The following is a 26073-nucleotide window of genomic DNA, read 5'->3' on the forward strand; positions in this document are numbered from 1 at the left end:
TTATAAAGTCGTGGAAGAGCCCACTGCGGCGTAGTTCTGGTAACTCTTCATCTGCTTGGCGATTTGCGAAATCTTGCTGGCGTAGTCCGGGTCCGTCGCGTAACCGGCCTTCTGCAGCTCTTTCACAAACTGTTCAGGGTTATCGGCCGACTTCAACACACCTTGATAGCGATTGTTGTTCTGCAGCACGGTGACCAAATCATGAAAGCTATCGGAATAGGAAGGGTAAGAGCGGAAGTTCGCCGTCTCCTTGACCATCTGCCCATCACGAAATTCGCTAGTGATCGCTCGCGCCTCAGGCCCCTGCCAGTCACCCTGAGCCTTGATGCCGAACAGGTTGTGACTGTTGCTGCCGTCCTGCTGGCGCATGATCGATTTGCCCCAACCTGTTTCCAGGGCCGCCTGAGCCACCAGCACGGTCGGGTCGACGCCAATGCGCGCGGCGGCATCCTTGGCCAGCGGCAACATGGTCGCGACGAAATCGTCGGCACTGCTGAAGGTTTTGTTGCCCGGCGAGAGCGGTATCTGAGCCATGCCGCGGCCCTGGACCCTGGTCGAGCCACTCGAGGTGGAAAGATTCGGCGCCTGGGTCCAGTCGCCATTACCGGCGAACGTGGCGCCGCTGTGAGCACCGGCATTACCCGGCACAGTGATACGGTTGTTCGCGCCACTCTCGCTCGCCGCCTGACTGAGCGTGGTTGCGGTGGCCGGGACGATGCCGGCGAGCAGTCGGTCGGCGAGCCTGCTTGGCAGCGAGAGCCGGCGCTGGTTGAGCATTGCCACGTCATTGCGTACGCCGCCAGCGCCAGAGGCGGCAGCCAACCTGTGATCCGCAGCAACCGAACGCGTCGCCCACAGCGGCCGCTGTGCGATTTGGGTCGCCAGGCCTGTGTTTTTCATATCCGCGACTTTGGAATCCGGGCTCGTCAGGCCCGAGCGCTTCAGGTCCGTGTTCTTGCTGGTCGACGCCGCCGTCAGGTTACCGGTGGTGGACGCAGGCGCCTGGTTGCCCTTGATTTTCGACAACTGTCGCATCAACACGTCCTGCAGGCCGATACCACCACCCTGCCTGGACATCGTCACCGCCAGTTGCTGGTCGTACATTTCCTGATACTGCCGCGTCTCCGAGGTGTTCATCGGGTTGTCCTTGGCCAGCACTTCGTTGGCCGAACGCGCCGACTTGAGCATCTGACTGACGAACAATGACTCGAATTCCTGGGCAACCTTCTTCAGGTTGGCATCGCTGTCCCTGTTCCCCGTTTTCAGGGCATTCAGACGACTGAGGTCGGTATAGGCCCCCGAATCGCTAGCCGAGGAAACTCCGCTCTTGGGCATGTCCATGCTCAGGTCCTCAGATCACGATCAGGTCGGCTTGCAGCGCGCCGGCCTGCTTCAACGCTTCGAGAATCGCCATCAAGTCACTGGGCGCAGCGCCCACCTGATTGACCGCCCGCACGATCTCATCCAGCGTGGTGCCGGGACCGAACTTGAACATCGGGTGCAGTTCCTGCGCCGCGTTGATTTTCGAGCGCGGCACGACCTTCGTCGTGCCGTTGGACAACGGGCCTGGCTGGCTGACGATCGGGTCTTCGGTAATGGTCACGGTCAGACTGCCGTGGGTCACGGCGGCTGGCGATACCTTGACGTTCTGGCCGATCACGATAGTGCCGGTGCGCGAGTTGATGATGACTTTGGCGGCCGCCTGACCCGGATCGATTTCCAGGTTCTCGAGAATCGACAGGTAGTCGACCCGCTGACTCGGATCCAGCGGCGCAGTCACCCGTACCGACCCGCCGTCCAGGGCTTGGGCCACGCCAGGGCCAAGCATGTCGTTGATCTTGTCGACCACACGCTTGGCAGTGGTGAAATCGGAGCGGTTGAGATTGAGGGTCAGGCTGTTGCCCTGATTGAAACCGCTCGGCACTGAACGCTCGACCGAAGCCCCCCCCGGGATGCGCCCGGACGACGGAACGTTGACGGTGATCTTCGAGCCGTCACGACCCTCGGCGTCGAAACCACCGACCACCAGGTTGCCTTGAGCAATGGCGTAAACGTTGCCGTCGACACCTTTCAGAGGTGTCATCAACAGGCTGCCACCGCGCAGGCTTTTCGAGTTACCGATGGACGACACGGTGACGTCGACCATCTGCCCCGGCTTGGAGAACGCAGGCAGATCGGTATACACCGCCACCGCCGCGACGTTCTTCAACTGTGCGGTGCCCGTGCCCGCCGGCACCTTGATGCCGAACTGGGCCAGCATGTTGTTGAAGGTCTGCAGCGTGAACGGGGTCTGAGTGGTCTGGTCGCCCGTCCCGTTGAGACCGACCACCAGACCGTAACCGATCAATTGGTTAGTCCGTACGCCAGAAATACTGGCGATGTCCTTCAACCGCTCGGCATGCACACCGAGCGCCGTGGACAACAGCAGTACCGCCGCCATCAGTTGCTTGAACTTGATCATGTCTATCCCGCTATCAGAAAGGGAACAACGGGCTGAGGAAGAAACGATCGAACCACCCCGGCTGACTGGAATCGGCGAACGAACCGGTCCCTGAATACGTAATGCGTGCATCGGCAACCCGAGTGGACGACACGGTGTTGTCAGTGGCGATGTCATCGGCACGGATCAGGCCGGCGATACGCACCAGTTCATCACCGGTGTTGAGGGTCATCCACTTCTCGCCGCGAACCGCGAGGATGCCGTTGGGCAGCACTTCAGCCACCGTCACGGTCACCGAACCGGTCAGGCTGTTGCTTTGTGCCGCCTTGCCGTCACCCTTGGTGGTGCGCGCGCCGTTGTAGCCGGCGTTCAAACTCAGATTACCGCCACCCGCCGGATTGCTGGTGGTCAGGCCGCCACCGAAAAACGAGGTCAGGCCGATGCTATTGCTACTGTTTTTGGTGATCCCGTTACTGGCCGCCTTGCTCGCGTCGGTTCTCTCGGAAAGCGTGATGGTGATGATGTCGCCAACCCGATAAGCCTTGCGGTCGTCGTAAAGGTTCTGCTCAAACCCGGCCTGATAGATCGAACCGTTGTTCGCTGCGGAGGGCAACGGCGTTCGCGGCAACACCGGCGCGTAATAAGGGTCATTGGGCTTGGCCGAAGGCGCAACACAGCCAGCCAGTAATGCGATTGCGCAAAACTGGGCTATCAACGGAGCGATCAGCAGGGAAAGCCGCAGAACAGAAAGCCGTTTCATGACACTTAAAACCTCGCGGTGCAGCAGGAGCTTGTCATCAAATTGATCAGGTCTATCGACAGGCCAAACAGGCCCGTCAGGGTCTTACAGATTTTGCGTAACGTACTGCAGCATCTGGTCAGCAGTCGAAATCACTTTGGAGTTCATCTCGTAGGCGCGCTGAGTAGTGATCATGTTGACCATTTCCTCGACAGTGCTCACGTTGGAGCCTTCCAGGGTGTTCTGCTGTGTGGTGCCGAAGCCGTTCAGCCCCGGCGTGCCAACCTGCGGCGCGCCGCTCGAAGCGGTTTCCAGGAACAGGTTACTGCCCACAGCCTGCAGACCGGCCGGGTTGATGAAGTCGGCGGTCTGCAGGTTGCCGATAATTTGCGAAGTGGCGTTGGCGCCTGCCAGGGTCACCGACACCGTACCGTCCTGGCCGACCGTGAAGGTCTGAGCTTGCGCCGGCACGACAATCGCCGGATCCAGGGCATAGCCGTTGGCGGTCACGATCTGGCCGTTGGTGTCCAGGTGGAACGTACCGTCACGACTGTAAGCCACCGTGCCATCGGGCTGTCGGATCTGGAAAAAACCGCGACCGTTGATTGCCAGATCGAGCGGCTGATCAGTGGTTTGCAAGCTGCCTGCAGTGAAGTTTTTCTGGGTGCCGACAATGCGCACACCGGTACCCAATTGCAGACCGGATGGCAGCTCGCTGTTCTGGGTCGATTGGGCGCCTGGTTGACGCTTGATTTGATAGAGCAAATCTTGAAACTCGGCGCGATCACGCTTGAAACCGGTGGTCGATACGTTCGCCAGGTTGTTGGAAATGGTCGTCAGGTTGGTGTCCTGAGCGGCGAGACCGGTCTTGCTGACATATAGTGCCGGAAGCATTCTTTCTCTCCTCGAGCGCCCGATTATCGGCGCAAGCTATCAATGGTTAGCTCTGCAAGACTCGCGCCATGGACACATCGTCGTCTTCGGCGGTTTTCATCATCTTGATGTGCAATTCGAATTGACGGGACAGTGTCAGAACCGAGGTCATTTCCTCGACGGCACTGACGTTGCTCGCCTGCAGAAACCCCGACTCGACCTGTACGCTGCCATCAGCGGCGGCAGGCTTGCCGTCCTTGGTGTGGATCAGGCCATCAGCGCCCTTCTCCATGTTCTTCAAGTCCGGCTTGACCAATTTGATCCGATCGATCTGCGCGACGACCTGCGGGCCTTCGCCCATCGAGCGAACGCTGATGGTACCGTCGGCACCGATCTCGATTTGTTGCTGCGGCGGCACGGCAATCGGCCCACCATTGCCCATGACCGGCAAACCATTGCCAGTGCGCAACACACCGAGGGCATCGATATTCATGCTGGCGGTACGCGCATAAGCTTCGCCACCGTTGGCAGTCTGCACCGCGATCCAGCCATCGCCCTTCACGGCAACGTCCAGATCCCGGCCGGTATCGATCATCGCGCCACCAGAGAAGTCAGTTCCTGGACGCTCGCTCATGGCGTAGGCACGCGAAGGCATGACATCACCGTATACCGGCATCGAGCGCGCCTGTTCGAGGTCACGCTGGAAACCGTTGGTAGAGACGTTCGCCAGGTTGTTGGCATGGGCCTTCTGCGCTATAGCGTTCTCAGACGCACCGCTCATGGCCACGTAAAGCAACTTGTCCACAGTCTTCCTCCTCTGACAGACGTTTGCCGCCTGTAGCTGTTCTAAACACGCTGAAGCAATATTCGAACCAACTTATCAAGACTGATACAAAGCCTTGATTCGCCAGCATTAACAGGGAAAAGCCGGCCACCCAAGAACACAGACCGAGGGAAGGCGGCGGCGGACTGCCGCATTTGGCCAAACGGCGCAGACCTTGCCGCCAAAAAAACTTCGTTTGCCGGCGAGGCCATAAATATCAGAGACAAAAAGACAGAGCGCGATAACATCGACGCACTACGTAATGAGGTTTATATGACCTTTCGAACCCGCTTTCTTATTTCGCTTGTTGCCGGCCTGATCATCATTCCAACCCAGGCTCTGGCCTCCCAGGCCCCTTGGTACACATGGCAAGGCGCGACACGGGTCGTCTGCCTGCAGCATGTCAACCCTAAATGGGCATTCAAGCTGATTGACGGCCCCTACAGAGACGCTGGTTGCCAGTATCGAGGCCGCCCAGGTTAAACCCCCGGAATCGTAGGAGATCCCGCCCCGTCTTCGACGCCGCGCTGTCGCGCAGCAAACACGGTCCCGATTCTGCCCGGAGGGCGTAGGAGCTGACTTGTCTGCGAAGAACATACGGCGCGATCTGCCAGACCCACCGCGTTGAATGGCCTTCGCAGACAAGTCAGCTCCTACAGTCGATCGGTGCCTGACTTAAAATTTATATTTTATTTTTCAGCGATTTACAGGCTGCTTGATAAGAGCGGACTTGTCCGCGAAGGCGCAAGTCCAGACACTAGAGTTCCCAAAGTGGGCGCGGCGGCTTACGTCGCCTGTATCAACGTCTGCATCAACGTCGCTTCTGTGGACAGGGCTTTAGAGCTGGCCTGATAGGCCGTCTGCGCCTGGATTAACTCCACAAGTTGATCGGTCAACTTCACATTGGAGCCTTCAAGTGAGCCCGAGACAATGCTGCCCAATGTCCCGACTTTGGGCGCATCCATGTTGGCGATGCCCGAGGCACTCGTTTCTTTCCAATGGGTATTACTCCCCGGCTTCAACCCTTGTTCATTGGCAAAGCTGGCGAGCATGACCTGGCCGATATTTTTGTTCAGTCCATTACTGAACCCCGCCCTCAGGATGCCATTCATGTCGATAGAAATAGCATTGAGCTCCCCTGCTGTATGCCCGTCCTGCTGTGCCGCGGTTCGAGCAGTCACTGCGTTATGTTGACTGAGTTTGTTCAAGTCAATGGCAATACCGGCTGAACCGCCCCGAGCACCGTTGGACATCCACTTTTCGCTGTTCTTGCCCGCATCAATGACCTTGGCAGGTACCCAGTTTTTCAGGGTCAGCGTTCTGTTTGCCACCAGCAGCCCGTCACTGCCAGCCATTGACTGCACAGCGCCATAGGCATCAAACGTTAGGCTCGCGGAAGCTGGATCAGTCTTTTCAGGGTCCGTCGGGTTTCGGCCATTGATCAGAACATGCATCTTCCAGCTGTTAGTGTCGTCCTTGACGAAGTATTGATTCAACTCGTGCTGGTTACCCAGGCTGTCGTATACCGGGATAGAGAACGACCTATTGAAGGTTGTGACATCGGAGGAGTTGAAGATCGGGAGCCGTCGACCCATGACCGCGTCGCTCTCGTCTACTCCATTGGCTGGCCCCTCATATAAAGAAAGCACAATCGGCCCGTTATTGGCTGCCGGGCTGGCCGCCCAGAGACCATTGACTTGCCGGGTGGGCTTCCAGCCATTCAGCGTAAATTCTTTATCCGATGTTACTTTGATATGTTCGCCGTCGCCGGCCAATGAAAAGCCACCGTCGGGCTTTTGCGTGATCATTGCCTTTAACGGTGTTGTAGTGGTGTGATCTGTCGGATGACGGCCATCGATCAGCGTGTACATCGCTCATTGGTGGGCGTCGACTTTAACGAAATATTGCTTGAGTTCATGTTCCGCAGGCGGAATGGCAGGCCGGGCCTGGACCCGTATCGTCTCATTGCCGTTAAAGTCTTTGCCTTTGACCTCCGCGACAGCCTCAGCCCCGCCATCTTTAATGGTTCTACTGATCACTTTCGTATAGGTACCGGGGTCAGCCGGATTAAAAACCGGAAGCGTTGAAAGCGCGGCTTGGGAAGAGTCCAGGTTAATCGTTTCAATGATTTCGGATGTGGCTTTGGGCAGCATATTGCTCGTGTCGATTTTTAGATCCGTGCGCACGCCATTGATGACGTTACCTTTGCCATTGACGCCATAACCCTGCAATCGATTACCTTCGTTGTCGACAATATAATCGTTCTTGTCTTTTATGAACGCGCCAGCGCGGGTATAGCTGAGGGCACCGTTATCACTTACCACGAAGAAACCTTTGCCCTGTATCCGCAAGTCCAGATCCCGCTCGGAGTTGGGGTTGACTTCGCCCTGATTGAAGTTCTGCGAGACATTGGCCAGACGCACACCGTCACCGACGGCATTACGGTTATTACCGAGCATCGCGCCCGAATAAAGGGCTGCGAATTCCGCGCGAGATGATTTGAACCCATGAGTACCGACATTGGCGATATTGTTGCCGGCGATCTCAAGTCTTTTATGGGCGGCATGCAGCCCACCCAGGGAAATACTGAATGACATAAAAACTCCTGTGCCGTCTTGAACGGCGCTCTCGTTAATGCATTTCATTTTTCGCAGTCAAACAGTGCGACAAGGCATCTCTCGGATGCCGATATCGACTGTTTTCTGCGTTATTGATTCTCGCATTAACGAAAGTAGGAATTTTCTATATACATTGTAGGAATCGGCTAGAACTTAATGACCAAACTTTCAACACGGTTTTGATAAAGACTAAAACGCAGCTAATAAAAAGCCCCTTCGAAAAGGGGCTTCATTCAAGGCTTGTTCAATACACGCTTATCAGACCATCTGAATCAGGGTCGTCATAATAGTACTTTGAGTCGAAATGGTTTTCGCATTCGCCTGGTAATTACTCTGCGCCTTGATCAGGTTGACCAGCTCACCGGTCAGGTCGACGTTGGAGTTTTCCAGAGCATTGCCCGTGATGGAGCCCAGGGTGCCCGACTCAGGAACGCCAGTAACCGGCACACCTGATGCGTAGGACTCTTGCCAGTTAGTACCACCAATCGGAATCAATCCCTGCACGTTGGCAAAGTTGGTCAGAGCCACCTGGCCGATGGTCTTGGACGTGCCATTGGTGTAGGTGGCGAACAAGTTGCCGGTAGCATCCACCGACATGCTGGCCATCTGACCGGTCGCAAAACCGTCCTGCTTCTGGGTGATCACACCTGACACCGAGTTGGTCTGGGTGGTCGCGAGCATGTCCAGCTTGATACCGCCGACCTTGGCCGAGGCACCGTTGCTCGCCCAGACGCCGGTCGTACCGACTTGCGCAGCCGGTACCCAGTTGTTCAGGGTAAAGGTACCGTCAGCGTTAACCGCCACGTTGCCGCTCGTGGCTAGCGCCGCAGTGTTCAGCGAACCATCGGAATTGAAGGTCAGGTTCGTTGAGTCAGCCACCACCGGCGACGTCGCCGGGCTGGATACATTACGACCATCGACCAGGGTGTACATCGTCCAGGCGTTAGTACCCGTCTTGGCGAAGTACTGACTCATGGTGTGCGAGTTGCCCTGGCTGTCATAGATCGGCGTGCTTTGGGTGGTGGTGTAGCTGTTCACGTTGGCCGGATCGAACGGAGTAACGGTCGGAACGGTCGCCGTGGAGTTCAGGTTGGACGCAATGGTGATCAAGCCAGTCGGGTTCGGCGGCTGGTTCGACGAGTCGATTTTCAGGTTGGTCAGAACACCGGTGACGACCGTACCGGCCGCATTGACACTATAACCTTGCAGGTTGTTACCACTGTCATCGATAACGTTGCCTGAACTATCGGTATGGAACACACCGGCACGGGTGTAGAGTTTTTCGCCGTTGTTACTGACCGAGAAGAAGCCGTTGCCGTTGATCGCCAAATCGAGGCTGCGACCGGTGCCGGTGGTCAGCGTGCCCTGGGTGAACTGCTGGGACACGTTGGCAACCGTCACACCGCTGCCGACGTTTGTCGCCCCGGACGTACCGCGAATCGACGCCGAGTACTGGTCCTGGAATTCGGTACGGGAGGATTTGAAACCCGTGGTCGCAACGTTGGCAATGTTGTTGCCGGTAACGTCGAGACTTTTGTTGGCCGCATAGAGCCCGCTAAGGCCGATATTGAATGACATCTTCCGCTCCTTTGCCGTCTAGTCGGCTCTATAATCCGATCGTTTGTACTTTGGATAACCCGACAGTGGTACCGCCTGCCAGGTTGAGTGTCATTTCCGCACCACTGACACCCATCGTCACACTGTTGACGGTGGCCGGCAGGTAGGTGGTCAGTGCAGTGCCCGTACCGTTGACGGTACCGGTTGCGACAAAGCTGTAGCTGCCGGCGGTAGCCACATTGCCGCTACTGTCCTTGCCGTTCCAGGTAAAGCTGGTAGTGCCCGCCGACTGTCCGCCCAGATTGAGGGTGTCGACCAGGTTCCCGTTCGAGTCGTTGATCTTGACTGTGGTCGATGTGTTCGAGGCTGGCACGACCACGGAACCGGTCAGGCCTTTGGTGGTATCGACCACGGCCGAACCGCTGGCGACAATGACTGACCGCCCGACCAGAGAAGAAGCCTGCAAGGCCTGGGACGACTGGAACGTGCTGGCAATCGTATCGACCGTGGTGCTCAGGTTCTGCATGCTTTCGAGGCTGCTGAACTGAGCCAGCTGGGACACGAATTGCGTATTGTCCTGCGGATTCAGGGGATCCTGGTTCTTCATCTGCGTGACGAGGAGTTGCAGGAATGCATCCTTGCCCAGCGCAGAGGTACCCGTTGGATTGGTGCTGGCTGACGCCGCCTGCTGCGAGAGCTGGCTCAGAACCGTCGAGGTGGTGTTGGAGACGTTGTTGGTGGTTGTCATCGACTGCGCCTCTTATCACTGACCGAGGGTCAGGACCTTCTGCATCATGGTTTTAGCGGTGTTCATTATGTCCGCGTTGGTCTGAAACGAGCGACTGGCAGAGATCATGTCGGCCATCTCTTGTACAACGTTGACGTTGGGGTAGTAGACGTAACCATTCTTGTCAGCCGACGGATGATTGGGCTCGTAGCGCGCTTCAAGGTTGCCCTGATCCTGGACGATACCGGCGACCTGAACACCCTGGCCCGCTTCGTCCTGGCTACCGAACAGCGAACCGCTGTCGCCGCTGCCCTGCCCCTGGAGTACGGTGGCAAACACCGGGTGACGAGCGCGATAGGTCTGGTCCATGCTCGACGAGACGGTCTCGGCGTTGGCGATGTTACTGGCCACGGTGTTCAAGCGAGTGGTCTGAGCACTCATGCCGGTACCGGCAATGTTGAAAACACTGGAAAGAGACATGGATTACTCTCCACGCAGGGCTGACACCAGCCCTTTGAATTTGTTGTTGAGAAGGGTAAAGCTGGCCTGGAAGCCCACGGCGTTCTGCGCATAGTTGGACTGCTCGACCTGCGCATCGACGGTGTTCTGGTCCAGTGATGGCTGGCTCGGCGTGCGGTACAGCAGCGTCCCGTCAGTGCCACCCAGACCCTCGGCTTCGATATGCCGGCTGTTGGTCGTGTTGAGGGCGAAGGTACCGTTCTTGGTTTTATCGCTTTGCGCGGCAAGCACGGCAGAGAAATCGAGATCTCGCGCCTTGTAGTTCGGTGTGTCGGCGTTGGCAATGTTGTTGGCCAGCACTTCAGCACGCTGAGCGCGAAAGCCGAGGGCTTGCTCATGAATGCCTAGCGCTTTATCGAAGCTGATGCTCATGTCGGGAAACCTTTAGCGGCTGACCTGATTTTCGTATCTGAGACATAGCAATCAACGTGCCAGCTTCGCCAGGCCCATAAATCAAGGGTTCTGGCGAGGTTTGCCGGGCGGCAAGCCAAAATAGCGGCAATGGATTTCCGCTGTACGCCAGTAAAGCGGCAATAGGAATTGCCGGTGGTGTCACATCAGTCAAACAAAAATGCCCCTGTCTTTCGACAGAGGCATTTTTAGCGCGCAGTGGAACTTACTTCGCCTGATAGATGATCCCCGGACTGCACTGAACCATTTGATAATGGTCAGGCAAACCATTGAGCGCTTCGGAAGCGCCCAGGAACAGATAGCCACCCGGCTTCAGCGTGCTGTGGATACGCAGCAGAATGTCTTTCTTCACTTCCGCCGAGAAATAGATCAGCACGTTGCGACAGAACACGATGTCGAACTTGCCCAGGCTGGCGTAGCTGTCGAGCAGGTTGAACGAACGAAACTCGACACGACTCTTGATCGGTGCCTTGATTGCCCAGCGACCCGGCGCTTTAACGTCGAAAAACCGTTGCAAGCGCTCAGGCGAAAGACCACGACCGATCGCCAGGCTGTCGTACTCGCCAGACTTGCAGTTGGTGAGCATGGTCCCGGACAGATCCGTGGCAACGATTTGCGCGCCGCTTTTGAGCTGACCGATGTTGACCCGCTCGAACTCATCGATCGACATCGACAGCGAATAGGGTTCCTGCCCTGACGAGCAGGCAGCCGACCAGATCCGCAGACGCTGACCCGGGCTTGCCTTGATCTGCTCAGGCAACACCTTGTTCTTGAGCACTTCAAACGGATAGGTATCGCGAAACCACAGGGTTTCGTTGGTGGTCATCGCATCCACCACCTGCTCACGCAAACCACTGCGTGGCTGCGCCTGGATGCGCTGGATCAGCTCGCCCAGGGTCTTGATGCCTTGCTGATCCATAAGCTTGTTGAGACGGCTGGAAACCAGGTACTGCTTATTCTCACCGAGCAAAATGCCACAGGCTTTTTCCAGGAAGACCCGGAACTGTTCGAAATCCAAATTACCTGTCGACAAAGAAACCGCCTCTTTAAATCGTGTGTACCGCCAGAGGGCAACGCCCTCCGGCGATTATTCTGCTGCGTTGATCCGGTCAACTACCCGGGATGCCAGGTCATCAGGTCGAAACTTGGCGAGAAAATCATCTGCGCCGACTTTCTTGACCATCGCCTGATTGAATACTCCCGACAACGAAGTATGCAGGATGATATGTAACTTTTGCATGCGCGGGTCGCTGCGGATTTCGGCAGTCAAGGTATACCCATCCATCTCGGGCATTTCGATGTCCGAAATCATCATCAGAAACTCTTCTTCGGGCTTCTTGCCCTCTTCGACCATGCGCCGCAAGTAGTCCAGGGCCTGACGACCGTCATTCAAGGCCACCACTTCGACCCCGATCGTCTGCAGACAGCGCGATACCTGCTTGCGTGCAACCGACGAATCGTCGACCGTCAGTACCCGCAGTGACACCGCTTTGGCCTGAGTTTCGACATCGACGACGCCGACCGAAATGCTCTCCGAGGTTGGCGCCACTTCCGCGAGAATTTTCTCGACGTCGATGATTTCGACCAGTTGATTGTCGACTCGAGTCACTGCCGTCAGATAGTGATCGCGCCCGGTCCCCTTGGGTGGCGGATGGATCTCCTCCCAGTTCATGTTGACGATGCGCTCCACCGAATGCACCAGGAAACCCTGAATCTTGGTGTTGTACTCGGTGATGATTACAAAGGTGTCATTCACGCCTTGCAGCGCCTGCGCGCCGGTGGCCATCGCCAGATCGATGATCGGAATGGTCGCCCCACGAATATTTGCAACGCCGCGCACCACCGGGCTGGACTTGGGCATCACGGTCAGTTTGGGGCACTGCAGCACCTCCCTGACCTTGAACACGTTGATCCCATAGAGTTGTCGGCCGTTGAGACGAAACAACAACAACTCGAGGCGATTCTGCCCTACCAGTTGAGTGCGCTGGTTCACCGAATCCATTACACCAGCCATGCCATGACTCCTAAATCAAAAGCTTCGAACCGATGCTCACTCAAATCACGAAGCGGCACGGGGCTTGCTTTTTAACGGTTATGAACGCAAAAACGACATTTTCCCGACGCATGGCATCTATTTCCGGCAGCTTACACTGCGCGGTAGCCGCCTTGTGGCTTTTCAGTTGCTGCCAACCCGCACAGGCCCAGCTTTTAAGCTTGCCTGATCAACTTATCGGCGTGACCCAGGGGTTTCTTGAATTCTCGGTAGAAGACTATCTGACCACAACCCAAACCGAAGGCCGCTACCAGATTCAGGTCAACCCGCTTGATCCGCGGATGACATTGACACAATGCGACAAGGAATTGACAGCCAGCCTTGAGAGCCCCGCCCAGCCCATCGGCCGCGTAACCGTCAAGGTTCGTTGCGAAGGGTCGTTACCCTGGACGGTGTACGTGCCCGCCCAGGTACATTTATTTCGCCAGGTCGTGATTGTCAAACGCCCCCTCAAATACGCGAGCATCATCGGCGAAGACGATATTGCCCTCAGCGAGCGCGACATCAGCCAGATGCCCCAGGGCTACCTGACGTCGATCGACGAGGCCGTCGGACAAAAAGTGACCCGACAAATGATCAACGGCCAGATCATTTCCCCATTGCAGATGGAGCAGGCAGAAGTGGTACGCAAGGGCGACCAGGTCGTGATCACCGCCAAGAGCGGTACACTGCAGGTCCGTATGCCCGGCGAAGCGCTGTCCGACGGAGGTTTGAGCGAGCAGATCAGAGTACGGAACCTGAACTCGCAACGGGTGATCAAAGCTCGCGTCACAGCACCGGGGCAAGTTGAAGTAGCCTTGTGATCGCTGGCGTGATGGCGCAGAGTTTCCTAGACTGGCAACTGGCAGGTGCCTGCGGCGGCTTTTTCTTCACTTCAATTAAAGCGCCTAAAGTTTTTTTGTGTTTGGCCGAAAACATGGCAAGCGTCCAAACACCTAGAGGTTTTCAATCATGGTTATCGACTTTAGTCGGTTAAGCAGTTCTACATCCGTCTCGACCGGTTCGCGCACCAGCGCCATCAAGGAGACCGGCAGCGCCGCGACCTCCTCCAGCGCAAAGCCTGCGACCGAAGCGGTCAGCCAATCCAATGGAGATACAGTGCACCTCAGTGACGAGGCTCAGCGGCTGCAAACGATCAGCGACAATGTGCGCAACCAGCCAGTTGTCAATAATGCCCGTGTGGCCGAGTTGAAGCAGGCCGTTGCCGACGGTAGCTATAAAGTCGACAGCAACCGCGTCGCCAGCAAACTGCTTAATTTCGAAGCCCAGCGCTAGCCGTAGGCTTGCGCCCGGGCTTTTGGACGCCTAAAACCCAGAGCCAGCCATGCACGACACTACTCTGTTGCAACTGATCACCGATGATATCGCCCCGGCACAACAGCTGCTGGAGCTACTGCAAGCCGAATCCCTCGCCTTGCACGGCCGCGACATGTTCTTGCTCGAGGGTATCCTGGCGCAAAAACAATCGCTGGTGATCATGCTTGAGCAGCGCGGTCGCAAACGCAGTCAGATTCTTGCCAGCCTCAATTTGAGCCAGGATCGCCAGGGCCTCGAAGAACTGGCACGCCATTCGTCGATCGGTGAAGCGCTGCTCAGTCAGGGCGACGCATTGACCGCCGTGATGACCGCATGCCGGGCGACCAACGAACTCAATGGTCTTTCGATTCAGCTCCAGCAGGCGACCACGGCCAATCAGATGAAAATTCTTACCGGCGGCGATGCGCCGACGCTGTATGACAATCGTGGATCGACTTCCAGGTTTACCAAGCCACGCCCACTGAGCCAGGCGTAAATTTCCTGTATCAAGGCGTCAAACATGCTGGCAAAATGCCGGAGATTGAGTGCTGTCGTATTTTGCCTGGAGATGGATGAACCGTGTTCAATGCCTTAAGCGCGGAAGATGCTCCGCAACCCCCGAAAGTACTCACCACGCCCTTGGAAATTGCCGCCAATCTGCGGCTATTGCTCGACAGCCATGACCCTCTGATCATTACCTTTCATGAGCGCAGTCAGCGTTTTCAGAGCTATCTGATCGAAGTCGATCGCGACAGCAACAGAATTGCCCTTGATGAGATGATCCCTCGCGATGGCGAACGCTTCCTGGCCAGCGGCGAAGCGTTTCGCGTCGAAGGTTTTCATGACGGTGTGCGAATCGCCTGGGAATGCGAAGAGACGCTGACCATCGAGGACGCCGAAGGTCACCGTTGCTACCGTGGCGCCATGCCTACGGAAGTGGTGTATCACCAGCGCCGCAACGCCTTCCGCGCTGCGCTGAAACTGGCTCAACTGGTCAGTGTTGAAATCGGCGGCGAAAAACTCAAAGCTCCCCTGAACGGCAAGTTGCTGGATATTTCCGCCACAGGTTGCAAATTGCGATTTGAAGGCGACATTTCCGAGCGGCTGCAATTGGGTCAGGTCTATGAGCGCTTTATCGCAGCCCTGCCTTTTGGCAACATGACCGCGCCGGTCGAGCTGCGTTATCTGCATTTCGAAGAAAGGATCAACACCACCTTCGCCGGTATCCGCTTTCATAACATGAGCGGGCTGGTGCAGCGCCAAGTCGAGCGCTTCGTGTACCAATTGCAGCGTGAAGCGCGGCGATTCGATAAAGACGACGACTTCTGATCATCGCTTAAAGGCGGTGTGCCCTACACACCGCCCACCTGACACCACCTTCCTCAAACAGTCTTGTCAGCCTTCTCATCCGCAGCGACTTCCAGGTCTGGCTCGCCCTGCACTTCAGGTTCGACCGTCGCCTGCATCTGATCATGGACCACCTGCTCATCCACACGCGGATCCAGCGCGACCACCAACGGCGAACTGGACATGCTGTCTGGCATGGCAACGTGGTGCAGCGGCGCATCCTCGACCTGGTGCAGATTGGTCACAGCCTTAGGCCGGATTCGCAGGGCCAAAATCACTGCTGCTGAACAGACAAAAGCGTAGAGCATGTTGCTGCCAAACATCTTCATCAACACGCCCGCTGCGAGCGGGCCGATGCTGGCGCCAATGCCATAGGTCATCAGCAGCATGGCGGTCAGCGACACGCGACGCTCGCCTTCAACGTGGTCGTTGGAAAAGGCCACCGCCAAGGGATAAAGACAGAATTGCATCAAGGATGCGAAGAAGCCGACCGCGAACAACACTTCCAGCGGCACCTGCGGCATGATCGCCAAGGGAAAGGAGATCAAGGCCAGCGCCACGGCAAAACCACGAATCAAGACGGCCCGATCATAGCGATCCGACAAGCGCCCCAACGGCCACTGCACCAACAACCCGGCGAGAATGCAGCTACCCATGAACAAACCCACCTCCTCGGTGGGCAGGCCCTGCTGGGAGGCATAAAGCGGCGCCAGGCCATAGAACGAACCGATAATCAGCCCTGCTGCCAATACCGTACTGAGCGATTGCGGCACGCGCTTGAGGAAAAACCGGGGTTCCAGTGGTGCCGGATGCATGGGCGCCGGGTGAATACTGCGGGTCATCGCCACCGGCACCAGACACAGCGCGAAGCACAGCGCGACCAGCATCAGCAGCTCAAGCCCCAGCGACGGGTGGATCACCAGAATCAACTGACCCAGCACCAGCCCCAGGTAAGACGCGATCATGTAACCGCTGAACACCACGCCGCGCTGCTTGGCCTGTGCCTGCTCGTTGAGCCAGCTTTCGATCACCATGTACTGACACATCATGCCCAGGCCCACGATCATCCGCAGGAACAGCCACGCCGGCAGCCAATCGATCAACCCGTGCCCCAGCACCGCTGCACCAACAATACCTGCGCAGGTGGCGTAGGCACGAATGTGCCCGACCCGGCCAATCAGACGGTGGCCGATCTTTCCGCCCAGTACCAGACCGAAGTAGTTGGCCGCCATCAGCGCGCCGACCCACAGGCTGTCGACATGATCGGCCGCCAGACGTAAACCGAGGTAGGTACTTAACAGACCCGAGCCGATGAGCATCATCAGCGAAGCGAAATAAAGCGCTCGAAAAGACTTCCAGATTTGGCGCATCGACGTTCCAGGCATTCCGCATAAAAGAAATGGAGCTACCCGGACGGGCCGCTCCAACACAACAATTTAAGCCTGAGCAGCCAACACGCGCCTCTCTCAGGGGGTAATCTCATCAAAAAAAGTCATCAAAAAAGCGGGTCAGCTCCATGACCTTCGAAGCGATGTAGCCTTCGATAAACTCTTTACCATAAAGACCCGCTGCAAGGCTCACGGCAATTGCCAGATGCTGAACACGCGTCGAGAGGCTGGACCCCGCGCCCCGTACAAAATACGCATCACCCGTTCGACATTTCAAGCGCTGCGTGTGGACACCCTTCCACCTTTACAAATCGTAGTGCCCATAACGAAAAAACCCACCGATCAACAGTGGGTTTTTTGACAGTCTGAGGCACTAAATCAAACGCGGAAATAACCCACGCTTGAATCGAACGGGAGGCGCTTGAGCTCGACCTTGTTCAGGTCCAGCACGTCGCGCAGAGCAGCGGTTTCGCCAGGGAAGTTGCGGTAAGCGACTTCGTCCAACACCACGATTGCGCCTTTAGGCATGTAAGGTAAAAAGGTTTCCAGCGCGACTTTGGTCGACGAATACAGGTCGGTATCCAGAATCAGCATCGCCACCACCAGATCCGGCCGAGTCTTGACGAAGGCCGGCACGGTTTCGAGGATATCGCCTTTGACGATCTCGCAACGCGGGATGCGATTCACCGGACGCACCAAGTCGTTGGCATCGATCATGTCCTGAATCAATGTCTCGTCAGTGTCCGAGAACATGTTCTCATTGATATCGGTTGGATCTTCTTTAGCATCAATGCTGGTAAAACCGGAGAACGTATCGAAGCCAATGATCGAACGATTGATCGCATACGGTTCAAGAATCATCGACAACTGCATGTACAACATCAGGGAGTTACCCTTGTACACGCCGCATTCAATGATGGCGCCAGGAATATCCTGAACCATCTTGAACAGTTCGATACGCGACAAGGCCGCAGTCACTGTAATCCGATTGGCAAACACGAACGGCGCGTCAGCGACATAGGTGGAGTCAACGCGCCCGAGGACGCTGGCACGCGTTTCGTTGTACTGGATCTCGGCGTCGGTAAGGCGGCGCTTGGTCATTATTTGGCTCCCTGGAAATGCGAAAAGTCGCTGACATGGAAAAAATCTTTATACCCGGCTTCGGCATCCGCAACACCGCTGTCGACATTGACAGCGCCGCGCTTGCTCAGCAGATCAGCGATATGCACCAGCCGGAAATCAATACTGAAACGGGTTTGCTCGGTGAAATTGGCCACCGTGCCATGCAGGTGCGCGCCTGAAAATGTCAGAATCTCGCCCGCATTGCCGGCAATCCGGATTTCAGAAGCCGTCGAAATGTCTTCAAGAGGAACCGGGTGAACGCGCACTTCTTCGGTCACGTTCTCTTTGGCCATCGAACGCTGCACATTGATCCAATTGTCCAGGCTCCAGTCCGCCGAGGAGTTTTTCACCGGAGTCGAAAAGTAGCCTGGGTTGATCATCATCGTTTGATCTGGCTGGATCGTATAAACCGGCATCCAGGTGTTGATCTGACAATCCACGCTCCCATACCAGGTATCGCGATGTGGCTTGTAGGCATAGCTGACGCCAGCATGCAGGTAGTTGTAGTTTGGGACGACCCGGATCCGTGGCACATCGAAGAGAAACTCATCGGGATTGGCGCCGATCTCCAGCACAAAATCGCGAATCATCTGTTTGACCGGCAGGCAGTTGGTGAACTGGCCCTTTAGCCGCGTCACCCGCTCGACGAACTCTGTCACCGGCATCATCGTATGCAGCGCCTGGTGATTGGTTTCACCGTCGAAGGCTGCGGTGATGCTTTCCTTGGCGAATGCACAGAGGTCCTTGGGGGCATTCAAATCAGTGTTCAGGAAAATATCGCCTGAATAGATCGCACTTCTGAAGTCATTCTTCTTCTGAAGCTGGTTGATATACAAATCCACGATTCCCCCCCCTTGAATACTTTGACTGGTTTAATTGTCGGCAGCCAAAAGCCAAACTGAAGGGCGCCGACGCCAGAGCGCCGACAATATAAACGTCTCCTGATGCTTGCAGGACGTTCGTCCGACGAAGGCAGGGTCGAGACTCTACCCACATCGTTGATGAGGGCGCGGATTTTTACCTGACTCGGGAAATACGGCTCCCATATGCCTGTGGGAGATTCATTCGCGAATGAATTCCTTGTAGGAGCTGCCGAAGGCTGCGATCGACCGGGGACCGGTCGCGCGGTTGATGTTCATGAAGGCCGTTCCGGCCTTATCGCAGCCTTCGGCAGCTCCTACAGGGGCGTGTGGACCTGAGTTACTTATCAGCCACAGGCACTTTCCCCTGCATCGCCGCCGTCAGTTTGTCGACGTTGTAGCGAAACATCTGTGCATAAGTCGCAGCCGGGCCATCGGCTGGGGACAGCGCTTCGACGTACAACTCGCCACCCGGTTGCGCACCGCTGGCGGCGGCGATTTGCTTGACCAGGCGCGGGTCGCCGGAGTTTTCGAAGAAGTAGGCGCTGACGTGTTCATTCTTGATTTGACGAATCAATGTGGATACATCAGCGGCCGATGCTTCTGATTCGGTGGATAACCCCAAAGGTGACAGAAAGGTTACGCCGTAGTCATCGCCGAAATAACCGAATGCATCATGGGAGGTGAGGACTTTACGCTGCGCAGCGGGGATCGCCTGGACTTGCGCGCGGGCATAGCTGTCGAGTGCTTGCAATTGGGCGATATAGCGTTCGCCATTGGCCTGATAAACACTCGCACCCTCCGGGTCGGCTTTTTTCAACGCAGTGATGATATTGCGCACGTAGATCACGCCGTTGGCGGCGCTGTTCCAGGCATGGGGATCGGTGATGCGTTTGCCATCCTCTTCCATGCTTCGGGCCTTGATGCCATTGGACAGGACCACCGGTTCGCCGCGATAACCGGAGGCCTTGATCAAACGATCCAGCCAACCTTCCAGATGCAGACCACTGACGAACGTCACGTCAGCCTTTTTCAAGGCCTGGGCGTCGGCCGGCGTCGGCTCGTAGACGTGGGGGTCGCCATTGGGGCCGATCAGCGAGGTCACGTGAACACGGTCGCCGCCCACGGTATGGACCATGTCGGCGATGACGGTGAACGAGGCCACGGCTTCCAGTGGCTTGGCCTGAGCCAGAGTGGTAAACGCGCACAGCGCGAAAGCCGCCATGGTGCCCAATAGCATTGTTCGTTTCATGACTTTCCTTGTTGGCCTTCAGTGGGCCAGGTGGGGTTTGGGAAACAGTCGACGGAGAATTCCAGTGCGTCCGAATAACAACGAAAAGCCATAGAAAGCGCTGGCGGTCAGGACGATGGCTGGACCGGAAGCGACCCCCAAGTGATAGGAAACGATCAGGCCGATCAGGCCGGAAAGCGTGGCCACCAGCGTCGAAATCAGCATCAGTGCGCTGAGGGAGGTCGCCCAGAAGCGTGCTGCCGTGGCCGGGAGCATCATCATGCCGACGGCCATTAAAGTGCCCAGAGCCTGGAAACCCGCGACCAGGTTAAGCACCACCAGCAACAGAAACAGCACGTGATACAGCGAGCCGCGTCCGCCTACCGCCCGAAGGAAACCAGGATCGAAACACTCCAACACCAGCGGTCGATAAATCAGCGCCAGCAAGATCAGGGTGAACGAGGCGATCCCGCCCACCATGTAAATAGCGCTGGCATCGATGGCGAGAATGGTGCCAAACAGCACATGCAGCAGGTCTACGTTTGAACCGTGCAATGACACGATCAGTACGCCAGCCGCCAGGGAAGTCAGATAAAAGCTGGCAAAGCTCGCGTCTTCTCGCAGCGCCGTGAGTCGGCTGACCAGTCCCGAAAGCAACGCCACCGCCAGACCCGCGATCAGGCCACCAAACCCCATTGCCGGCAGCGACAGACCGGCGAATAGAAACCCGACCGCCGCCCCCGGCAGCACGGCGTGACTCATGGCGTCGCCGACCAGACTCATGCGCCGCAGCATCAATAACACGCCCACCGGCCCGGAACCGATGCCCAAGGCCAGGCACGCCACCAAGGCCCGGCGCATGAAGCCGAACTCGACGAAGGGCTGGATGATGGTGTCGTAGAGGATCATGACTTGTTCCCATTCATATCGTCGCCATTGGCAGCGCACAACTCGGCGTCGGCACTCCAGAACTCGGCCATATTCCGCGCCCGGCGCAGGTTTTCGACGCTCAACACCTCAGCGGTTTCGCCCCAGGCAATCGTCTCGCGAGCCATCAACAGTGTTTGCGGGAAGTGCTGGCGGACCTGCTCGAGATCGTGCAGTACAGCGATCACTGTGCGGCCTTGCCCGTGCCAGACCCGCACCAATGCCAGCAGATCCCGGGTAGTGCGGGCATCGATGGCGGTGAAAGGTTCGTCCAGCAGAATCACCGCCGCGTCCTGCAGCAAGAGACGGGCGAACAGCACGCGCTGAAACTGCCCCGACGACAGCGAACCAATGCTGCGCCCTTCGAAACCGTCGAGGCCGACAGCCGACAGAGCATCGTGAGTGCGTTTGGCCTGATCGCGACTCAGTCCACGAAAGGCACCGATGCTGCGCCAGGCGCCCATCGCCACGGTGTCAGCGACACTTAACGGAAAACTGCGGTCGATCTCGGCAGCCTGGGGCAAATAACCCAGCGTCCGTGTCGCCAGCTTGCCGAGATCCACCCGACCAGCAGCAGGCTTCATGGTGCCGGCAATGGTTTTGATCAAGGTCGACTTGCCGGCACCGTTAGGACCGACGATAGCCGTCAGGCTGCCCGCCTCGAAGCGACCACTGATGTGGTGGACCGCGGGGCGACGCTCGTAAGCGACGGTGAGATTATCCAGGGCGATGGCTGCACTCATGGAATGGCCACCGCCCATACGATGGCCAGCCACAACAGCCCTAGCATCGCCAAAGCCAGAAGAACCCGTTTCCAGGCAGATTGGGCCAGCACTGAACTGACGATAGTGGGTGTGCGGGGAGCTTTCACAGGACGAGAACCTGAAACGATTTGTTATAGTATTACATAACTTTTCAATTCGGGGTCCACATCTTTTCCAGGACACGACGAAGCGCGCTCCAGCGACCGTTTGCTCAATCAAAGAATCAGGAAATCAAAACCAGGCTCTGTACGAGAAGTCGCCGAGCGAAGGTCAGGCAAGGCAAAAACAGGCGAGGAAGAGGACTGGGCTCGCACTCGAGTCTACGTGTTGTAAATGAGCATTCCGATCGGACTCGCGCACGAGCCTGTTTTTAACGCAGCATCACGCGCGAAGCCCGCAGGCACTTTTCGTACGGAGCCTAGCGCATGCCATCCGACATGGAGACGCGTCTGCAGTCACTCCGCAGAGTAACTGCACACGGAACCGGCAAATCCCTTGAGGGTGGGGGACTTGAGATCAGACCTTCACGATCCAGCCATCGGGCGCTTCGATATCGCCCGATTGCACGCCAGTGAGTTCGTTGTAGAGCTTCTGGGTAATCGGCCCTACTTCTTTCTCGCTGTAGAACACATGGAGCTGATCGTTGTATTCGATACCGCCAATTGGCGTGATCACAGCGGCGGTGCCACAGGCGCCCGCTTCCTTGAAATCACTCAGACGGTCGATAAACACATCGCCTTCGATGACCTTGAGGTTCAAGCGGGACTGCGCCAGCTCGATCAACGACAGACGCGTGATACCCGGCAACACTGAAGGCGACTTCGGCGTCACGAACTCATTGTTGTGAGTGATGGCGAAGAAGTTGGCAGAGCCCACCTCTTCAATCTTCGAATGGGTTTGCGGATCCAGGTAGATGCAGTCGGCGAAGTTCCGCTTCTTGGCTTCCGAACCCGGCATCAGGCTGGCTGCATAGTTACCACCTACCTTGGCGGCACCGGTACCGTTGGGCGCGGCACGGTCGTAGCTGGAAATCACGAAGTTGTTCGGCTTCAAGCCACCTTTGAAATAGGCGCCAACCGGCATGCAGAAAATCGAGAAAATGAACTCAGGTGCGGTGCGCACCCCAATGTTATCGCCAACCCCGATGATGAATGGACGCAGGTACAGCGCGCCGCCGGTGCCATAAGGCGGAATGAAACGCTCGTTGGCACGCACGACTTTTTTGCAGGCTTCAATGAAATCGTCGACCGGGACAGGTGGCATCAGCAACCGGGCGCAACTGCGTTGCATGCGCATTGCATTCTGGTCAGGGCGGAACAGGTTGATCGAGCCATCCTTGCAGCGATACGCCTTCAGCCCTTCGAAGCACTGCTGCCCGTAGTGAAGCGCTGTCGAGCCTTCGCTGATGTGCAGGACGTTGTCCTCAGTCAGCGTGCCTTCCTGCCAGGCGCCGTCACGCCAGTGGGACAGATAACGCAGGTCTGTCTTGATGTAATCGAAACCCAGCTTGTCCCAATTTATGCTTTCGTAACCCATGACGTCCTCTACCTTTAAAGACCGCCTGAACACTCCAGGCTTTTCGTATCGTTCTGATGGAAGCAACAATACTTTATTCGAGCCCTAAATCGCAGCCTGGACGACCACCCACTTCCTGATTTTCACCTCTTGCCAGGGAAATAGGGCCGTCAGGCCGACGGGATGCTGATTATTGATCCCTGCAGCGGGATCCGGGCCAGGCTGTGTGAAAACGTAGCGAGCGAAGGCAAGACAAGGCAAAAACAGGCGAGGAAGCGGAGTCTACGGGTTGTAAATGAGCATTCCGAGCCTGTTTTTAACGCAGTATTGCCGAGCGCAGTAGTTTTCACACAGCCTGGGGCTGAGCGTGCTGCTGACAAAGAACCATACCTGATGCCAATACCACCGTTGGGAGGGGCAGCCACCAAAAGACCCTATTCGATCTATTCTTAAAGGGGATCTACCACAGAATTCTCGGTCACGACGGCGACTGAGCGGCATGCACATGTCCAGACCCCAGCCGGGAGAGAACCAGAACCGGACAGATGAACAGTAAGCCGTATTGAACATAGCGGGTGGATATCATGAACATTGACTCGATAAAACGTTGCGTTCTTGTTGGTGCGCTTCTGATCGGCACGGGTCTTTCATTACCGGCCGTCGCCGACTCACACGGAGGCGGAGGATGGCATGGAGGTGGTGGCTGGCATGGCGGCGGAGGTTGGCATGGTGGTGGCGCCTGGTGGGGCCTGGGTCTTGGTTTAGGCCTGGGCTATACCGCTGCGGTAATTAGCAGTCCGTACTACTACCCTGCTTATCCGGCCTACTACTACCCTGCCCCTGCTTATTACTACCCTGCTTATGGCTACCCTTACGCCCCGTCCCCGCAGCCGATGCCCGCGCCGACGGCGGCGGCACCTCCACCCAGCGCTCAGTCAGCGCCAAATTGGTACTACTGTCCTTCGTCCAAGGGCTACTACCCTAACGTGCGCTCATGCTCGGAACCTTGGCACATGGTCCCGGCTACACCACCCGGCCCGGTACGCTAAGTAACGCAGGTGATTTCAAGGGCGTCATCCAGCGTCCCCGACATTATGTCCCGCGTTAATCGCGGGACATACCGGGCATAACGCCTTATGCGAATGGTATGGCTCAGTCATGTATTGCCTACACGAGGACTGCCTGGAGAACCCTTATAAGGGTATTCAACGCTTGAACACTTGGAGACGTGGGGACTTAATCTCAGACTCGGCCAATACGGCCAGACAGAAATACGCTAACCGCTTGATTATGTTGGTGTCCCAGGGCAGGTTCGAACTGCCAACCTTCCCCTTAGGAGGGGGATGCTCTATCCAATTGAGCTACTGAGACACATGTGCCGACACACAGAGAAGGTGTCAGCGAGGACGGCGAGCATGTTAACGGCAAGGCATGGGTTTGTCATGTCGTCCGTTGCTTTTTAAGCCGTAGTACCGCGCCTGCGAGGCAATTTTGAGTGGCTGACTCACCTGCCATCGTGCAATTTGCACTACTCCAAAAGGCCATCATTGCAAAGTGCAAGATCACTCTCTGTACAAAACGATATAACCTATTGATTTATATGGTTTTTTTCTATATTTTCGCTTGGCATAGGGCGTGCAGTATCTGCTTGTACAGAAACCTCCTACAAAAAAGTTCCATGCGCAGGTACTCGATATGAACATTGCCCTTTCTTTACTCAATGCCGCAGCTCTGGTCGCGCTGGTGACGTTTCACTTTCAGGGTGGCGGCAATGAAACTGAACAGGTCAATGCTCAGGCGCAACCCCGGCATTTGCTGCGTCAGGCTCCGCAACTCGTGATCATGGCTAATCCGCGGTTCAACGAAGCCATACTCGCCAAGGACACCGACGAAGCCAAGCCATTGCCGATTGATCGTTCCGAACGTTGGGTGTTTTAACCCTCGATTTCCCCCGACCTGATTATTACGAGAACGAGAACAGCCATGTCAAAATCCGCACTGTCATTTCTGGTTCTGGCGTTGATGGCAATCGTCATCGATATGTTGCTTCCTCTGAACGCAAACGCCACGAGTTCATCGCTGAAAGTCGCCACAGGGTTGTTTGTCACCCTGTTCGTTGTGGCGCTGGTCGTTGGCCGCAAAATCAAATTTGACCCGGTGCTTCGCTAACCTGACCCTCCTCCGGCTTCATTTATCAATCCTCGCTAGCAAATCGATCAAACCACTCTACGCTCAAGACAGGCCTGCTATGCATTGCCTGACTCCCCGACCGACGTTAAAGCGACATTCGGATAGATGGAGATAGGAATAATTTGCAAAAAAGCCCACAATTCTGATAATTGCTGCTGGCAAATCGCCTTTACCAGGTTCAATATTTGTCACAGAATTGACGCCAAGGAACCGGCTAATGTGAGGCATGATACTGGCCTCTTAAACAATTCAGGTTGAACATTTGGCCAAAATGACTGTCATAGCATGACATGCTGGCGGCCACTTGCTAGAACCGCTCCCCTGAACTAACCGGTTAAATATATGAGCCCTATGAAACAGGCTACTTATTCCAGCCGCACGGCTGACAAGTTTGTCGTACGACTTCCTGATGGCATGCGCAATCGTGTCTATGAGGTAGCCAAGAATCATCACCGCAGCATGAATTCCGAGATCATCGCTCGCCTTGAACAGAGCCTGATTCAAGAGGGTGCCTTGGGCGACGAACCAAGCCTGCGCCTTGACAGCCCGGAGCTGTCCATGCACGAACGCGAATTATTGCAACGCTTCCGTCAACTCTCTCATCGCCAGCAAAATGCGCTTGTTTCGCTGATTGCTCACGATACCGAGCACGCTGCGGACGACGAGTCCTGAC

General features: G+C 56.5%; 26 protein-coding genes, 1 tRNA gene and 1 pseudogene. 8 read left to right on the forward strand and 20 right to left on the reverse strand.

The genetic code is table 11. The features are described from left to right. The 12 genes and pseudogenes from flgJ to AC1MEE_RS17075 form a co-directional block, all read right to left on the reverse strand. Positions 1–1341 (reverse strand): flagellar assembly peptidoglycan hydrolase FlgJ, encoded by a 1341-nt coding sequence (flgJ, locus tag AC1MEE_RS17020; protein ID WP_480410769.1) that lies wholly within the window; start codon positions 1339–1341, stop codon positions 1–3. A 10-nt stretch (positions 1342–1351) separates the two neighbouring features. After that, the gene (locus AC1MEE_RS17025; RefSeq protein ID WP_480410770.1) at positions 1352–2461 is read right to left on the reverse strand and encodes a flagellar basal body P-ring protein FlgI; all 1110 of its coding nucleotides are present in this window, start codon (positions 2459–2461) and stop codon (positions 1352–1354) included. Positions 2462–2474: 13 nt separating this feature from the next. Then, positions 2475–3200 (reverse strand): flagellar basal body L-ring protein FlgH, encoded by a 726-nt coding sequence (flgH, locus tag AC1MEE_RS17030; protein ID WP_480410771.1) that lies wholly within the window; start codon positions 3198–3200, stop codon positions 2475–2477. Between the two features lie 84 nt (positions 3201–3284). Further along, positions 3285–4073, reverse strand: a complete 789-nt coding sequence (flgG, locus tag AC1MEE_RS17035; RefSeq protein WP_480410772.1) for a flagellar basal-body rod protein FlgG — start codon at positions 4071–4073, stop codon at positions 3285–3287. A 46-nt stretch (positions 4074–4119) separates the two neighbouring features. Further along, positions 4120–4857: a flagellar basal body rod protein FlgF gene (locus tag AC1MEE_RS17040; RefSeq protein ID WP_480410773.1), complete on the reverse strand. Its 738-nt coding sequence runs from the start codon at positions 4855–4857 to the stop codon at positions 4120–4122. 803 nt (positions 4858–5660) lie between these two features. Further along, positions 5661–7472 (reverse strand): annotated as a pseudogene (locus tag AC1MEE_RS17045) (flagellar hook protein FlgE). Between the two features lie 279 nt (positions 7473–7751). Next, positions 7752–9071 (reverse strand): flagellar hook protein FlgE, encoded by a 1320-nt coding sequence (gene flgE, locus AC1MEE_RS17050; RefSeq protein ID WP_480410774.1) that lies wholly within the window; start codon positions 9069–9071, stop codon positions 7752–7754. A gap of 28 nt (positions 9072–9099) precedes the next feature. Then, entirely contained in the window at positions 9100–9798 is a 699-nt protein-coding gene (locus AC1MEE_RS17055; RefSeq protein WP_480410775.1) for a flagellar hook assembly protein FlgD, read from the reverse strand. Positions 9799–9813: 15 nt separating this feature from the next. Continuing rightward, a complete protein-coding gene (gene flgC, locus AC1MEE_RS17060) occupies positions 9814–10257 on the reverse strand; it encodes a flagellar basal body rod protein FlgC (protein ID WP_480410776.1) in 444 nt (147 codons plus the stop codon). A gap of 3 nt (positions 10258–10260) precedes the next feature. After that, on the reverse strand, positions 10261–10668 hold the full coding sequence (gene flgB / locus AC1MEE_RS17065) for a flagellar basal body rod protein FlgB (RefSeq protein WP_480410777.1): 408 nt from the start codon (positions 10666–10668) through the stop codon (positions 10261–10263). A gap of 244 nt (positions 10669–10912) precedes the next feature. Next, entirely contained in the window at positions 10913–11740 is an 828-nt protein-coding gene (cheR, locus tag AC1MEE_RS17070) for a protein-glutamate O-methyltransferase CheR (RefSeq protein WP_480410778.1), read from the reverse strand. 54 nt (positions 11741–11794) lie between these two features. Then, entirely contained in the window at positions 11795–12721 is a 927-nt protein-coding gene (locus AC1MEE_RS17075; RefSeq protein ID WP_480410779.1) for a chemotaxis protein CheV, read from the reverse strand. A gap of 80 nt (positions 12722–12801) precedes the next feature. Between AC1MEE_RS17075 and flgA the strand changes: the two genes are divergently transcribed. From flgA to AC1MEE_RS17095, 4 genes are all read left to right on the forward strand, one after another. After that, entirely contained in the window at positions 12802–13563 is a 762-nt protein-coding gene (flgA, locus tag AC1MEE_RS17080) for a flagellar basal body P-ring formation chaperone FlgA (RefSeq protein WP_480416257.1), read from the forward strand. Positions 13564–13711: 148 nt separating this feature from the next. After that, positions 13712–14035, forward strand: a complete 324-nt coding sequence (flgM, locus tag AC1MEE_RS17085) for a flagellar biosynthesis anti-sigma factor FlgM (RefSeq protein WP_480410780.1) — start codon at positions 13712–13714, stop codon at positions 14033–14035. Positions 14036–14084: 49 nt separating this feature from the next. Then, positions 14085–14552: a flagella synthesis protein FlgN gene (locus AC1MEE_RS17090; RefSeq protein WP_480410781.1), complete on the forward strand. Its 468-nt coding sequence runs from the start codon at positions 14085–14087 to the stop codon at positions 14550–14552. Positions 14553–14635: 83 nt separating this feature from the next. Continuing rightward, the gene (locus tag AC1MEE_RS17095) at positions 14636–15385 is read left to right on the forward strand and encodes a flagellar brake protein (RefSeq protein ID WP_480410782.1); all 750 of its coding nucleotides are present in this window, start codon (positions 14636–14638) and stop codon (positions 15383–15385) included. A gap of 53 nt (positions 15386–15438) precedes the next feature. Here the strand turns inward: AC1MEE_RS17095 and AC1MEE_RS17100 are convergent, their stop codons facing one another. The 7 genes from AC1MEE_RS17100 to AC1MEE_RS17130 form a co-directional block, all read right to left on the reverse strand. After that, complete coding sequence (locus AC1MEE_RS17100; protein ID WP_480410783.1) at positions 15439–16773, reverse strand: MFS transporter; 1335 nt, start codon at positions 16771–16773, stop codon at positions 15439–15441. 396 nt (positions 16774–17169) lie between these two features. After that, the gene (locus AC1MEE_RS17105) at positions 17170–17892 is read right to left on the reverse strand and encodes a TylF/MycF/NovP-related O-methyltransferase (RefSeq protein WP_480410784.1); all 723 of its coding nucleotides are present in this window, start codon (positions 17890–17892) and stop codon (positions 17170–17172) included. Beyond that, on the reverse strand, positions 17892–18755 hold the full coding sequence (locus AC1MEE_RS17110) for a hypothetical protein (protein ID WP_480410785.1): 864 nt from the start codon (positions 18753–18755) through the stop codon (positions 17892–17894). Before AC1MEE_RS17110 ends, AC1MEE_RS17105 begins: the two co-directional genes overlap by 1 nt. A gap of 358 nt (positions 18756–19113) precedes the next feature. Then, positions 19114–20025, reverse strand: a complete 912-nt coding sequence (locus tag AC1MEE_RS17115) for a metal ABC transporter substrate-binding protein (protein WP_480410786.1) — start codon at positions 20023–20025, stop codon at positions 19114–19116. 18 nt (positions 20026–20043) lie between these two features. Next, complete coding sequence (locus AC1MEE_RS17120) at positions 20044–20913, reverse strand: metal ABC transporter permease (RefSeq protein WP_480410787.1); 870 nt, start codon at positions 20911–20913, stop codon at positions 20044–20046. Next, positions 20910–21674: a zinc ABC transporter ATP-binding protein AztA gene (gene aztA, locus AC1MEE_RS17125; protein ID WP_480410788.1), complete on the reverse strand. Its 765-nt coding sequence runs from the start codon at positions 21672–21674 to the stop codon at positions 20910–20912. The genes AC1MEE_RS17120 and aztA overlap by 4 nt, the downstream gene beginning before the upstream one ends. Before the next feature lie 537 nt (positions 21675–22211). Next, positions 22212–23231 (reverse strand): branched-chain amino acid aminotransferase, encoded by a 1020-nt coding sequence (locus AC1MEE_RS17130; RefSeq protein WP_480410789.1) that lies wholly within the window; start codon positions 23229–23231, stop codon positions 22212–22214. A gap of 563 nt (positions 23232–23794) precedes the next feature. Between AC1MEE_RS17130 and AC1MEE_RS17135 the strand changes: the two genes are divergently transcribed. Beyond that, positions 23795–24259, forward strand: coding sequence for a hypothetical protein (locus tag AC1MEE_RS17135; RefSeq protein ID WP_480410790.1), 465 nt, complete (start codon positions 23795–23797; stop codon positions 24257–24259). Positions 24260–24504: 245 nt separating this feature from the next. Here AC1MEE_RS17135 and AC1MEE_RS17140 read toward each other — a convergent pair. After that, positions 24505–24581, reverse strand: a tRNA-Arg gene (locus AC1MEE_RS17140). Between the two features lie 324 nt (positions 24582–24905). On the opposite strand from AC1MEE_RS17140, the gene AC1MEE_RS17145 reads away from it, so the two are divergent. From AC1MEE_RS17145 to AC1MEE_RS17155, 3 genes are all read left to right on the forward strand, one after another. Then, a complete protein-coding gene (locus AC1MEE_RS17145; protein WP_480410791.1) occupies positions 24906–25148 on the forward strand; it encodes a hypothetical protein in 243 nt (80 codons plus the stop codon). Positions 25149–25193: 45 nt separating this feature from the next. Continuing rightward, positions 25194–25379: a PA3371 family protein gene (locus AC1MEE_RS17150; RefSeq protein WP_480410792.1), complete on the forward strand. Its 186-nt coding sequence runs from the start codon at positions 25194–25196 to the stop codon at positions 25377–25379. A 363-nt stretch (positions 25380–25742) separates the two neighbouring features. Continuing rightward, positions 25743–26072 carry an Arc family DNA-binding protein gene (locus tag AC1MEE_RS17155; RefSeq protein ID WP_480410793.1) on the forward strand — a complete coding sequence of 110 codons (330 nt, stop codon included), beginning with the start codon at positions 25743–25745 and terminating at the stop codon, positions 26070–26072. The last annotated feature ends 1 nt before the right edge of the window (position 26073 follow it).

The sequence above is a fragment of the Pseudomonas sp. ASL3 genome (assembly GCF_056680425.1).